Here is a 12184-nt window from a genome sequence, read left to right as displayed (position 1 = left end):
ACGGGCGAGACGCGCCGAGTTCAGCCATGATCGGGGGATGAGCGACGACACGACGAACCAGCCAGCACGGGATCAGCAGGTCTCGTCGTTCGCGAAGTCGATGTTCGCCGGGGAGCTGCCGGACGAGCTGGTCTTCCCGTTCCCGAAGCTGAGCCGCGACGAGTCGCGGAAGGTCCACGGGCTGATCGACTCGGCGCACGAGTTCCTGGACGACTCCTACGATCCCGCGCTGGTCGAGCAAGAACGCTGGGTAGGCGATCACATCATCAAGGGCCTCGGTGAGCGCGGGCTGCTTGGGCTGTATGTGTCGCCGGAGTACGGCGGCCAGGGTCTGTCGCAGACTGGCTACTGCCGCGTGATGGAGGAGTTCGGCGGCTACGACGCGACGTTGTCGGTCGTGATGGGCGTGCACCAGTCCATCGGGATGAAGCCGATCCACATGTTCGGCACCGAGGAGCAGAAGGCCAGGTTCCTGCCGGATCTCGCCGCTGGTCGCAAACTCGCCGCGTTCGGCCTGACCGAGCCGAATGCCGGGTCGGACGCCTATCACGTTGAGACCTACGCGGAGCGGCAGGCGGACGGATCATTCCTGCTCAACGGCGAGAAGCGCTGGATAGGGAACGGCGCCAAGGACGTCGTCTGCGTGTTCGCGCGTTGTGAGAACGGCCACGTCGCGCTCATCGTCGAGAAGGGCATGGACGGTTTCGAGGCGCCGCACCGGTTCGACACCCTCGGCCTGCTCGGCAACGACCTGCGCAAGCTGACGTTCAACAACGTGCGCGTGCCGAAGGAGAACGTACTCGGTGAGCCGGGCGAGGGCTTCCGCATCGCGATGTCGACGTTGAACAACGGCAGGATGTCGCTGGGCACCGGCGTCGTCGGCGGCACGAAGGCGCTGATCAAGCAGGCCATCGAGCACACCACGCGCCGCGAGCAGTTCGGCATGCCACTAGCCGATTTCGAATTGGTCGAGGACAAAGTCGGCTGGATGGTGTCGTACCTGTACGGGTTGGAGTCGCTGGCGTACCTGACAACGGGGTTGGTCGACGCGGGCGTGCCTGACTACTCCGTCGAGTCTGCGATGTCGAAGGTCGCGGCGACCGAATTTAACTGGTACGCCGTAAACCGCGTGTTCCAACTGATGGGCGGCGAGGCGTACATGGCGGACTCACCGATCTCGAAGACGTTGCGCGACACGAGAATCTTCCCGATCTTCGAGGGCGCCAACGACGTCTTGCGCGCGTTCATCGCGTTGTCCGGAATGAAGACGGTGGCGGGGGAGTTCGAGGATTTGCGCTCGATCAACCTGTCCGATCCGATCGGGTCGATCGGGACGTTGGCGGAGTTCGTGCGTGGGCAGGTGAGTCGTCGGTTGCGTCCGGCGTCGTTGGAGGCGGCGCACCCAAAGCTGGCGAAGCAGGCCGAGGCGGTGTCGAACCAGACGCGGCAACTGCGGGGCGCGGTGGAGACGCTGCTGCGCACGCACGGCAAGGACGTCCAGCTCCGGCAGCGACAGCAGAAACGCATCGCCGACGCCGCGTGCGACATCTATGCCCAGGTCGCGACGATCTCCCGCACCACGGCGCTCTTCGAGGACCAGGGCGTCGAGGCCTCCGGACAGGAGCGCTACATCGCGTCGTCGTTCTGCGACCGCGCCGCGCACCGGGTCGGTGCTCAGCTGCGACTGGTGGAGCGCAACGACGACGAGCAGATGCACTCCATCGCGCGGCTGGCCTACAACCGGGGCGGATACACACCTCGGCTGCACTGACGCGGCCGTACTGACGGCGGTTACGCCGCGCCGTCTCCATCCGCGTCATTTCCGCTGGAGCGGTCTGATCCGTCAGTGTCGTTTCCGCCAGCGCCGTTGTTCCCGTCGACGTCGGAGCCGTCGGAGTTTCCGCTGGAGCCGTCGGACCTGTCGGATCCGTCGCCGTCAGGCGTTTCGCAGGTGCCGTCGTTTGGTCCCGCGTCGTTCCGCGGTGAGTCGTCGGTCGTGTCGTCCCGCGGACCGGCATCGTCCGTTTTGGTATCGCCGGCCCGGTCCTCGGTTTCCGCGCTCTCCTCGTCGGCGGTGCCGTCGGTGTCCGCTGGCTGCTCGCAGCTGGGATCGCCGGGCTCGGTGGGCTCGGTCGGGTCCGAGGGTTCGGTCGGTTCCGCTGGCTTTGTTGGTTCCGTTGGCTCTGTGGGTTCGGAAGGCTCTGTTGGTTCCGCTGGCTTTGTTGGTTCCGCTGGCTCTGTGGGGTCTGTCGGCTCCGAAGGTTCTGGGCTGTCTGATCCGTCCGGGCTCTTGTTCTCGTCGCTCGGAGCGGCAGGCGATTCCTCAGCTCCTTCAGTGTCCTCTGTGGAGTCCGAGTCGTGGTCGGTGTCTGGCGTCGACGAATCGTTGTCCGCGCTCTCCGCGTTGCCAGCGTCCGAATCCGGACCGGGGGAGTCTGCTGGCGTGGTTGCCGTGGGCGGTTTCGGGGGCTGCGCCGGGACGTCGTCTGGCTTCCGGTCTTTCGGCTTAGTCGCGGCCTCGCCAGCGTCGCGCGATGCCGCGAGCGTGTGCGTGACGGTTCGCCCGGCACTGGGTCGTGGCCCGAGCCCCGCGTAGTGATCGGCCCACGCCAGCACGGCCCGCACGTAGTCGAGTGACGGGTTGTAACTGAATAACGCCTGTCTAAGCTGCGACGGGTTGGAAAGGTCCCGCGCCCCAGCACAAAGGTAGACACCGGAACCCAGCGCGGCGTCGTAGACGTTGTGTGGATCGCGCACGCCGTCGTCGTTGCCGTCCTGCGCGTACCGCAACCACGTCGACGGCAAGAACTGCATGGGTCCGACCGCGCGCTCCCACACGGTGTCGCCGTCGAACTGGCCGCCGGTGCTGTCGGGGATCGTCGCCGTGCCCACGAGCGAGCCGTCGAGCCGGGGACCGAGGATGGGACTCGCCGTGCGACCGTCACGGAACAACGCACCGCCCCGCGCGTGCCCCGATTCGATGCGCCCGATGCCAGCGAGTACGGACCAGTGCAATTGGCAGGCCGCGTCGCGCCTGCTCAGGACATCCGCGGCGCGCCGGTACGCGGCAAGCACCTGTCGCGGGATCGTCCCGTCGCCGAGTGCGATGGCGGGCGACGGCTCCGCTTCGTCCGATGTTTGCTGGACGATCCGGTTGAGTCGCTCGCCGATGCTGGCCGCCTCGTGGTCCGAGGTCGATTCGTCGCGCTGGTTGCTTGTTGGAAGTGGGAAGTCCCGCGGCACCGGCGGATGTGCGGCGAAGTCCGGGAGCGCGAGCGGCACCGTTCCCGCGTCGTGTGGTTGCGCGCCCGCCGCGAGTGACGTCACGGCAAGCCCACACACGCATGCCAGCGTCGTGGCGGTAGTGCGGCGTGGCCCTCGCTCGCTTCTCGGCATCGACCGTTCCCCTCCCGTGAACTGAGCCGAGAGACAGTTACGCAGCGTTCACGAAGAGTGTCAAGGCGAGGCCTGCGCGGAGCGTAGTTCCGCTAAGACGTTTGGCTCACGTTGCTCACCGTTACGGCCGCCGTTGCTCCGAATAGCACAATTCGCGGCACTACAGGTACTGACCCGTGCCGGTCACGCCATGGTGCGGTTCGGCGCCCGGCTGCTGCATGCCGTGGCTGCCGGCGGGAAGGCCCCTTCGCATCTGGTCCAGCTGCGCCCGTGCCGCCATCTGCTGTGCGAACAACGCCGTCTGGATGCCGTGGAACAGTCCCTCCAGCCAGCCGACAAGCTGTGCCTGTGCGATCCGCAGCTCCGCGTCCGACGGTGTCGTCTCCGCCGTGAATGGCGCGACGAGGCGCTCCATCTCCTCCTGAAGTTCGGGCGCGAGCGCCTGCTCCAGCTCCTTGACAGACGTCTCGTGAATCTCGCGTAGCCGGTTGCGGCTCGCGTCGTCCAGCGGAGCTGCTTTGACCTCATCGAGCAGCTGTTTGATCATGGTGCCGATACGCATGACCTTCGCCGGTTCTTCGACGAGATCGCCGACGCCGTTCTTCTCGTCGGACTCGGCGTCCGTTGGGATGCGCGCGGTGCCGACAGGCGCGCCATCGGGGCCGACTACAACCACGCGATGTGACTGGTCCTGTTCGCCGCCGCCGGTCGAGTCGGGTTCAGGGGTGTTCGGCTCCGTCATGTGCTCCATCCTGCAATCTCTGAGTTGGTGGCCTGCGTGCTGTTGCGTGGTGCCTGTCCTGAGGGTAGTCGGCGCTCCTCCTAATGGCTGCCGGTATTGGTCGACCCGGAGATCCGCGTTGGTTAGACGTCCGTACGGTGTCATCATGCCGTTCGACATCGCTCGGATTCGCGGGCTTTATCCCGCACTGGGTGACGGGTGGATTCACCTTGACGGCGCGGCCGGGATGTTGGTCCCCGAACAGGTCGCGTCGGCTGTCGTCACGGCCATGCGGGCGCCAGTCTCCGGTCCTGGCGCGGCGTTTCCCGCCTCGCAGCGCGCGGAAAGCATCGTCGCCGCCGCCCGTCGCGCCGTCGCTGACCTGGTCGGCGGCCATCCGGACGGCGTCGTACTCGGCCCCAACCCCGCGGTGCTGATCAAGCGGTTCGCCGACGTCTGCGCCGAGACCTGGACACTTGGCGACGAAGCGGTCGTGTCCCGGCTGGACGAGCTGGCCAACCAACGGCCGTGGCAGCAGGCGATGCGTCGCATCGGCGGCGCGGTGCGCTGGGGCGAGATCGACATCGAGACCTGCGACTTGCCCGCATGGCAGTACGAACGACTCGTCTCCGCACGCACCAAGGTCGTCGCCATCACGGCTGCCGCCGGAACCATCGGCACCCGGCCGGATCTGCCAACGGTGGCGGAGTTCGCCAAGCGCGTCGGCGCGATGGTGTTCGTCGACGCCACCTACGCCGCTCCGTTCGTCCCGTTCGACATCGGCGCCTCCGGCGCGGACGTCATCGCGTTGTCCGCGCTGACCTGGGGTGGCCCGTCTGTCGGCGCGCTGGTGTTCCGCGACCCCAGCGTGCTGAATCAGCTGCCTCCGGTCGCGCTGGACGCATCGGCTTCCGGTCCGGAACGGCTTGAACTAGGCCAACACCCATACCCGACGCTGGCGGGCCTCGTCGCGTCGATCGACTTCCTCGCGAATCTCGATGACGCCGCGAAGGGCTCTCGCCGCAATCGCCTGCTGACGTCGATAGGTTCAGTCAAGGCCTACACCAGCGAGCTGCACGACAGAATGCTCGGCGAACTGCGCGCGATGCCGCACGTCACCGTGATCGGCGACGCGATCCGCCGGATTCCCGCGCTGGCGCTTACCGTGCGTGGCAGGAAGGCGGCGGAAGTCGCCGCCCACCTGGCCTCGCAGGGGATCTGTGCGTTCACCGACGACGGGTCGGATGGCCTGTTCGGCTCGCTCGGCGTGGCCGAGGTCGGGGGTGTGGTGCGCATTGGGCTCGCGCACTACAGCAACGACTTCGACGTCAACCAGTTCGTGCGAGCGTTGTACCAGCTGCGCTGACGGTCAGGAGTGCGAGGCGAGCAGGATCTTGCCGAAGATGCCGCCCGCGTCGAGGGTCCGGTGCGCCTCCGCCGCGTTCGACATCGGCAGAACCTGGTCGATCACCGGGGCGACCGAGCCCTGCTCGACCAGCGGCCACAGTCGTGCGCGGACGTCCGCGACGATCGCCGCCTTCTCCTCGACCGGCCGTGCGCGCAGGCTCGTCGCGGTCACGCTCGCTCGTTTGACCAGCAGCTTCGCGATGTCCAGCTCGGCCTTGCGGCCGCCCTGCATGCCGATCACGACGAGTCTGCCGCCGGTCGCGAGCGCGTTGACGTTGGGTTCCAGGTACTTCGCACCCATGACGTCGAGGATCACGTCGGCGCCACCGTGTTCTTTGACGCGCTCGACGAAGTCCTCGGTGCGGTAGTTGATCGTGACGTCGGCCCCGAGCTGGCGGCACCGCTCCAGCCGGTCGTCGTCGCCAGCGGTGACGGCGACCCGCGCGCCGAGCGCCTTGGCGACCTGGATCGCGTGCGTGCCGACACCACCAGCGCCGCCGTGCACCAGCAGCAGCTCGTCCTCGGCGAGATCGGCGGCGATGACGACGTTGGACCACACGGTGCACGCCACCTCAGGCAGGCCAGCCGCGGCGATCAGCTCAACTTCGCCAGGCACCGGGAGTAGCTGGCCCGCGGGTACCGCGACCTTCTCCGCGTAGCCGCCGCCGGCGAGAAGGGCGCAGACCTCGTCGCCCTCCTGCCAACCTTCGACGTCATCACCGACCTCGATGATCGTGCCGGAGCACTCCAGTCCCGGGTACTCACTCGCGCCGGGCGGCGGTGGATAGAGGCCCTGCCGCTGGAGCAGGTCAGCGCGGTTCACCGCTGACGCGGCAACGTCGATGAGTACCTCGCCCGGACCCGCGACGGCGTCCGGGACCTCGGTCCATCGCAGTACCTCCGGCCCACCGGGTTCGCTGATCGTGATCGCGTGCATGCCCCTCAGTGTGTCATCGCCGATTTCGTCCGTCCCTCGGCAATCATGGGAAGCGTGTTTGACCAGTGCATAACCCGACGAAAGAACGGTTGACGCTCTCGATAACACGCGTGCAGTGTGATCGGTTACCAGGTGCGAGGTGTCCGTTCGGGGTGGCGCCTCGCACCTGCCACGCATCCAGTAATCAGGGGAGTTCCTTTCATGTCACGAACTAGGAACCGATTCGCCGCCGCCATCGCGGTCGGCGCGAGCGCTGCCCTTGTCCTCACCATGGGACCGGGCGCGGCCGCGAAACCGAAGGATTCGTTGCCGCAGGATCTGGCGAAGGCGGTGAGCGCCGCCAAGATCAACCGACACTTGATCGCGTTCCAGCGAATCGCCGATTCGAGCGGTGGCAACCGCGCCGCGAGCACCGAGGGCTACAACCGTTCCGCCGAGTACATCGCGCGAAAACTGGAGAGGAAAGGTTTCGATGTCACCCGGCAGGAGTTCCCGTTCGTCTACGACGAGACGCTTGCCGAGAGCCTGACCAGCGGTGGAAACGACTACGACGTCATCAGGATGAGCTACAGCCCGTCCACCCAGGAGGGCGGCGTCACCGCGCCGCTCGCCGAGGTTCCTGTCGATGACACGCCGGGCTGCGAGGCGAGCGACTACGACGGCGTCGACGTCGACGGCAAGATCGCGCTGATCAAGCGAGGCGCGTGCACGTTCTTCGACAAGCAGAAGTTCGCCGGTGAGGCCGGTGCGGTCGGCGCGGTGATCTACAACCACTCGCCCGGTCCGGTGAATGGCACTCTCGGTTCGCCGGGGCAGATTCCCACGGCGGGCCTACCTCAGGAGCAAGGTGAGGAACTGGTCTCGATGGCTGGCCAGGACGCCACCTTCAACATCCAGGGCATCACCGAGGACCGTACGACCTACAACGTGATCGCGGAAACGACGACCGGCCGTACGGACAACGTCGTGATGGCCGGTGCGCACCTGGACAGCGTCGCCGCTGGTCCCGGCATCAACGACAACGGCAGCGGTTCGGGCGCGTTGTTGCAGACCGCGCTCGCGCTCGGCGGCGACCCGGACGTGGAGAACGCGGTGCGTTTCGCCTGGTGGGGCGCAGAGGAGCTGGGTCTCGTCGGTTCCGAGTATTACGTCGAGCAGCTGTCGTTCGAGCAACAGCTCGACATCGCGCTGTACCTGAACTTCGACATGATCGCCTCGCCGAACGCGGGCTACTTCGTATACGACGGTGATGACTCGGATGGCGTCGGTGCTGGCCCCGGCCCGTATGGGTCGGCCGCGATCGAGGAACAATTCGCCTCATACATCGAGGACAACGGCACCCCGACGGAAGGCACGGACTTTACCGGCCGCTCCGACTACGGCCCGTTCATCGAGGTTGGCATTCCCGCCGGCGGTCTGTTCACCGGCGCCGAGGTTCTGAAGACCGAGGCGCAGGCCGAGAAGTGGGGTGGCGACGCGGGCGTCGCGTACGACGAGTGCTATCACCAGGAGTGCGACAACCTGGGCAACGTCAACTACGACGCTCTGGACGTCAACGCCGACGCGATGGCGGCCACTATCGGCACGTACGCGCTGAGCACCGAAGACGTCAACAACGTCGAGCCCGGCATGATGAAGTCCAAGAAGATGATCGCGCAGCAACGCTCCGGCGAGCGGGTGCACATCTCGCACACGCACACCAACCAGCACGGTCACGACACCGACCACGACGCCTGCAACCGCGACTCCCGGTAGGCATCGACTCGTGGGATGAGGGTGACATCCATCCTCATCCCACGAGTGCTGTCTGGGCTCGCCTTCGTCAGGGTTCTTGCGCGCCGAAGCGGACATACCGTGCGATAGCCGGCGCCATTCTCGCAAAGACCCGGCGAAGTCGCCCTGGGAACGGTGTGGACATAACTGAGTGCGGCTCCGCGCTGTCTAGTCGGAAGCCGCACTCAGGTTCTGACGAGTTGTTATGGCGATTGACTGCGGGCGGGCCGACGGCTGGCACTGCCGGCATGGGTGCAGAAACCGTACCGAGGTAGCGCCTGACCACCGCCGAAGTGCGCGAGGATGTGGCGCACGGACAGAACGCCCGCGTGGCAACTGCTCACAATCCCGTCTGGTCCGTTTGGTCCGTACCAGGCGCGGGTACACAGCTGGCAGTCAATCGCGGATGGTTACCTGACACTGCATCACCTGGCCTCTCCCGGTAAGGCCACAGCCCGCTGGCGCCCGGAATGGCGCACACCACCTCACGGGCTCAGCCATCCGTTCACCTCCCAGCATGCGCGCTTTGCGTCGCACTGACAAGCACGTTCACTCCTCCTGGGACTTCGGCGTGTCGGCCGGGGCGGACCAGGCGACTCCTGCCTTCGCGCGACCAGCTAGGCTCGACGTCAGCAGGGAGGCGTGGCAGAGCGGCCGAATGCACTCGCCTTGAAAACGTGCGACCTGCAAAGGCCCCGCCACGCAGAGCCCCACGCTTTCCCTGTGAGTCGCTGAACTGCGGAAACGCGGTTCAGCGGTGATCTTCACAGTGCACAGTTGAGCGAGCACAGCGCTTCCAGTGCACACGCCTGGTGACAAATGGGAACCAGGTTGGTGAACGTGAAGACGAAGAAAAGCAGCGCGCCGGGCGAGTGGGGAAAGCTCGTCGAGGGATGGCGCGAGTACCTCCAGTTCAGTCACACAGCGTCAACGATCACTGTCTATCAGTCGGTGGCCAACCGGTTTGGCGTGTGGGCGCACGCTCGTGGCGAGCGTCCGAACGCAATCGAGCCACTGACGGTGCAGGCGTACCTCGACAAGGTTCGCGCCGAGAAGAACCTCGCCGCGGCAATGCTCCACCGCTCGGTGTTGCGCGGGTTCTTCCGGTGGGCAGTCGACGCCGGCGAAGTCGAGTCCTCGCCGATGGACGGGACGAACCCGCAGGGCCGCAAGGGGGCAGCTCAGTGACCGCCGTCCTGCTCGCTCCCGAGCCGCCTAACCTCGTCCTGGTCGACGCCGAGCCGATGACGTTCAGGCTCCGCTCGGGGGCGTACCTCCAACTCCCGCCGGGTGAGTGGGGGGAGATCGCAAAGGAGTGGGGGCGTTCCCTGCTCGCCGACAACAAGTCGGAAAACACCATCAGGATTTACCTCTACGCCTTGCGCAGGCTCGGCGAGTGGGCCGTCAAACAGGTATTCAAGGCCGACGGCAAGAAGCAATTTGGCTACGGGCCGACGACAGTCACCACGTCGGCACTACGGCAGTACATAGCGGACCTGATCGAACGCTCGTCCCCCGGCAACGCGAAAAACCACTTCCGCAGCCTGTGCACGTTCTACGTGTGGATGGTCGACGAGGAAGAGGTCGACCGTTCGCCGTTCGACCGGATGAAGACGCCACAGGTGCCCGAGAAGCCCATCCCAATCGTCACGTACGACATGATGAGCGCCCTTCTCAATACGTGCTCGGGCAAAACCTTCGTTGACCGCCGAGACACGGCCATTCTGCGCGTTCTTTGGGACACCGGCGGCCGACGCAACGAAATCGGATCGCTCAAGCTCGATAACCTAGACCTCGATATCGAGTGCATCCTCGTGCACGGGAAGGGACGGCGTGACCGCACGATCCCGCTCGGAGCGAAGACCGTGCAGGCGTTGAGCCGGTACCTGCGGCTGCGCGGGCGACACCTGCAACACGCGTTCCCCGACCTGTGGCTCGGCTCAACTGGGCAGGGACCGCTACGCGTGCCGGGCATCCGGAACATGGTGTCGCGCCGAGCGACCGAGGCCGGGATCGGGCATGTTCACCCGCACATGTTCCGGCACGCGCTCGCGCACTACTGGCAGCTTGAGGGCGGCAACGAGACCGACCTCATGCGGATCATGGGGTGGAAGTCCCCCGAGATGTTGCGCCGGTACGGGGCAAGCGCGGCGGCCGAGCGGGCACACAAGTCGCACCGGGCCTTGCGCATCGGTGACCGCGTCTAGCGACCCAAACGGGTGACAAGCGGTGCGCTGTGCTCGGAGCATGACCGAACAGGGGATGACTCCGGCACAGCGCACCCTGCGCGCGAAGGTCGCGGCCTACACCTCGTGGGCGAACACGACCGATCGAGCAGCGCGCACCGCGGCGGCGCGCAAGGCAGCGCACGACCGGTTCGAGGACCAGGTCGACCCCAACCGCGAGCTACCGCCGCCGGTTCGGGCCGCACGCGCCGAGGCAGCGAGGAAGGCGTACTTCTCTGGCCTCGCGTTGCGAAGCGCGCAGGTCCGGGGTCGACGTGCTCGACCACGGAAGACCAACAGAACGTGACAGCGCTGAACAGCTACTCCATTCAGGGGGCACTCGGGTCACTGTCCGTGACAGTGACCGCCGTAAGGATCTCGTCACGCTCTCGCCTTACTCACCCGGTCGTGATGTGCGTACCGTGGAATGCGTACGAGAAACGGGAGGTGCCCCGATGACGAGTCCGATGCCTGACGCCTCAATCGGCGACCGCATCCGCCGCTTTCGCGGCAAGTCCATGACGCAACAGCAGCTCGCCACCGCGGCCGGGTGCAGCGTCGACCTAATTCGCAAGATGGAACAGAACAGGTTCCACTCTCCGTCGATCGGCACGCTTCACAAGATCGCTAAGGCGCTCGACATCGACACGTCGCTGTTGCTTGCCAAGGGGCACCCGTTGCCGTCCGCCAAGCCCGACGAGGGTGTCGTCGCCATCCGGCACGCCTTGACCTCCGTCGACGACCTGCTCGGCGACGTGACCGGCGAGGCGGTGTCGCCCGACGAGGCTCAACGCATCGTTGATCATGCGTGGGGTCTGTACTGGGGTGGCCGGTACAACACCCTCGCGACCGTGTTGCCGACGGCGATCTCGCAGGTTCGCGCCACGGTGCACGCGGCATCCCCCGCCGAGCGCGTGCACGCGAACGAACTCATGACGCGGCTGTACTGGGCGACGGGCTGCACGCTCGTGCACATGGGACAGCCCGACGCCGCGTTCCTGGCTATCCGGATGGCTCTCACCGCTTCCGAGAAGGCCGACGACGAGCTGCTGCACGCCACCGTGCGCGGGTCGGTCGCATGGCAACTGCTCGTGCAGGGTCGCTACGACGAGGCGGTGCGCATCGCAACGTCGACCGCGGAGCGGATCGAGCCGCGGGGGGACGTCGCTCCCGAGCAGCTCTCGGCGTTCGGAAGCCTGCTCATCACCGGTGCGACAGCGGCAGGTCGAGCGCGGAAGGTTGGCGAGGCGAACAGCCTCATGCAGTCGGCCGGCGAAGTGGCGAACCGGATCGGCTACAACCGGAACGACTACGAAACGGCGTTCGGTCCGTCGCAGGTGATCATGCAGACGGTCGACGTGCATGTCGTCACCGAGAACTACACCAGCGCGCTCGACGCCGCGACGCTGATGCCGCGTGAAAACGGCTTGCCGTTGGCTTCGGCGGCGCGGCACCTCGCAGATCGGGCGTACGCGCACGCTCGCCTCGGAAACGATCAGCAAGCGCTCGACACGCTGCTCGTGATGGAGCGCCAGGCGCCCGACTGGGTGCAGTACCAGACCCTCCCGAGGCTCGTCGTTGGCGAACTCGTCGAGAACCACCAGCGGCGAGTCAGCTCGTCGAAGCTGTTCGGACTCGCGAAGCGTCTCGGAGTGCAAACCACCTGATCGGCGGACCCAGGTAGGAACCACATTCCTACCTGGGTCCCCGTGGTTACTCATAGCG

General features: G+C 66.3%; 10 protein-coding genes. 7 read left to right on the top strand and 3 right to left on the bottom strand.

The genetic code is table 11. The annotated features are described in order from the left end of the window. The first annotated feature begins 37 nt into the window (after window positions 1-37). A complete protein-coding gene (locus ACFQGD_RS31430; RefSeq protein ID WP_345391591.1) occupies window positions 38-1771 on the top strand; it encodes an acyl-CoA dehydrogenase family protein in 1734 nt (577 codons plus the stop codon). 20 nt (window positions 1772-1791) lie between these two features. On the opposite strand, the gene ACFQGD_RS31425 is transcribed toward ACFQGD_RS31430, so the two are convergent. Together ACFQGD_RS31425 and ACFQGD_RS31420 are read right to left on the bottom strand one after the other, a co-directional pair. Next, window positions 1792-3396 carry a lytic murein transglycosylase gene (locus ACFQGD_RS31425; RefSeq protein WP_345391588.1) on the bottom strand — a complete coding sequence of 535 codons (1605 nt, stop codon included), beginning with the start codon at window positions 3394-3396 and terminating at the stop codon, window positions 1792-1794. 160 nt (window positions 3397-3556) lie between these two features. Further along, a complete protein-coding gene (locus ACFQGD_RS31420) occupies window positions 3557-4138 on the bottom strand; it encodes a bacterial proteasome activator family protein (protein WP_390183417.1) in 582 nt (193 codons plus the stop codon). Between the two features lie 145 nt (window positions 4139-4283). On the opposite strand from ACFQGD_RS31420, the gene ACFQGD_RS31415 reads away from it, so the two are divergent. Then, window positions 4284-5483 (top strand): cysteine desulfurase-like protein, encoded by a 1200-nt coding sequence (locus ACFQGD_RS31415; protein WP_345391582.1) that lies wholly within the window; start codon window positions 4284-4286, stop codon window positions 5481-5483. Between the two features lie 3 nt (window positions 5484-5486). Here ACFQGD_RS31415 and ACFQGD_RS31410 read toward each other — a convergent pair whose 3' ends face one another. Next, complete coding sequence (locus tag ACFQGD_RS31410) at window positions 5487-6461, bottom strand: NAD(P)H-quinone oxidoreductase (protein ID WP_345391579.1); 975 nt, start codon at window positions 6459-6461, stop codon at window positions 5487-5489. Window positions 6462-6662: 201 nt separating this feature from the next. On the opposite strand from ACFQGD_RS31410, the gene ACFQGD_RS31405 reads away from it, so the two are divergent. The 5 genes from ACFQGD_RS31405 to ACFQGD_RS31385 all read left to right on the top strand — a co-directional run bounded on the left by ACFQGD_RS31405 (window position 6663) and on the right by ACFQGD_RS31385 (window position 12126). Further along, the gene (locus ACFQGD_RS31405; RefSeq protein WP_345391576.1) at window positions 6663-8216 is read left to right on the top strand and encodes a M28 family metallopeptidase; all 1554 of its coding nucleotides are present in this window, start codon (window positions 6663-6665) and stop codon (window positions 8214-8216) included. Between the two features lie 858 nt (window positions 8217-9074). After that, window positions 9075-9422, top strand: coding sequence for a site-specific integrase (locus ACFQGD_RS31400; RefSeq protein ID WP_345391573.1), 348 nt, complete (start codon window positions 9075-9077; stop codon window positions 9420-9422). After that, window positions 9419-10441: a tyrosine-type recombinase/integrase gene (locus tag ACFQGD_RS31395; protein WP_345391570.1), complete on the top strand. Its 1023-nt coding sequence runs from the start codon at window positions 9419-9421 to the stop codon at window positions 10439-10441. The genes ACFQGD_RS31400 and ACFQGD_RS31395 overlap by 4 nt, the downstream gene beginning before the upstream one ends. A gap of 40 nt (window positions 10442-10481) precedes the next feature. Continuing rightward, window positions 10482-10766, top strand: coding sequence for a hypothetical protein (locus tag ACFQGD_RS31390; protein WP_345391567.1), 285 nt, complete (start codon window positions 10482-10484; stop codon window positions 10764-10766). Window positions 10767-10914: 148 nt separating this feature from the next. After that, entirely contained in the window at window positions 10915-12126 is a 1212-nt protein-coding gene (locus tag ACFQGD_RS31385; protein WP_345391564.1) for a helix-turn-helix domain-containing protein, read from the top strand. Window positions 12127-12184: the final 58 nt, after the last annotated feature.

Source organism: Haloechinothrix salitolerans (assembly GCF_042662605.1).
Classification (GTDB): Bacteria; Actinomycetota; Actinomycetes; order Mycobacteriales; family Pseudonocardiaceae; genus Haloechinothrix_A; species Haloechinothrix_A salitolerans.
The sequence above is the reverse complement of the archived record's forward strand: the minus strand, read 5'-3'. Positions and strand labels throughout refer to the sequence as shown.

Excerpts from the sequence above, each read along its gene's own strand:
- ACFQGD_RS31410 (WP_345391579.1), bottom strand. The coding sequence starts at position 6,461 with ATGCACGCGATCACGATCAGCGAACCCGGTGGGCCGGAGGTACTGCGA.
- ACFQGD_RS31420 (WP_390183417.1), bottom strand. The coding sequence starts at position 4,138 with ATGACGGAGCCGAACACCCCTGAACCCGACTCGACCGGCGGCGGCGAA.
- ACFQGD_RS31385 (WP_345391564.1), top strand. The coding sequence starts at position 10,915 with ATGACGAGTCCGATGCCTGACGCCTCAATCGGCGACCGCATCCGCCGC.
- ACFQGD_RS31425 (WP_345391588.1), bottom strand. The coding sequence starts at position 3,396 with ATGCCGAGAAGCGAGCGAGGGCCACGCCGCACTACCGCCACGACGCTG.
- ACFQGD_RS31430 (WP_345391591.1), top strand. The coding sequence starts at position 38 with ATGAGCGACGACACGACGAACCAGCCAGCACGGGATCAGCAGGTCTCG.
- ACFQGD_RS31405 (WP_345391576.1), top strand. The coding sequence starts at position 6,663 with ATGTCACGAACTAGGAACCGATTCGCCGCCGCCATCGCGGTCGGCGCG.
- ACFQGD_RS31390 (WP_345391567.1), top strand. The coding sequence starts at position 10,482 with ATGACCGAACAGGGGATGACTCCGGCACAGCGCACCCTGCGCGCGAAG.
- ACFQGD_RS31415 (WP_345391582.1), top strand. The coding sequence starts at position 4,284 with ATGCCGTTCGACATCGCTCGGATTCGCGGGCTTTATCCCGCACTGGGT.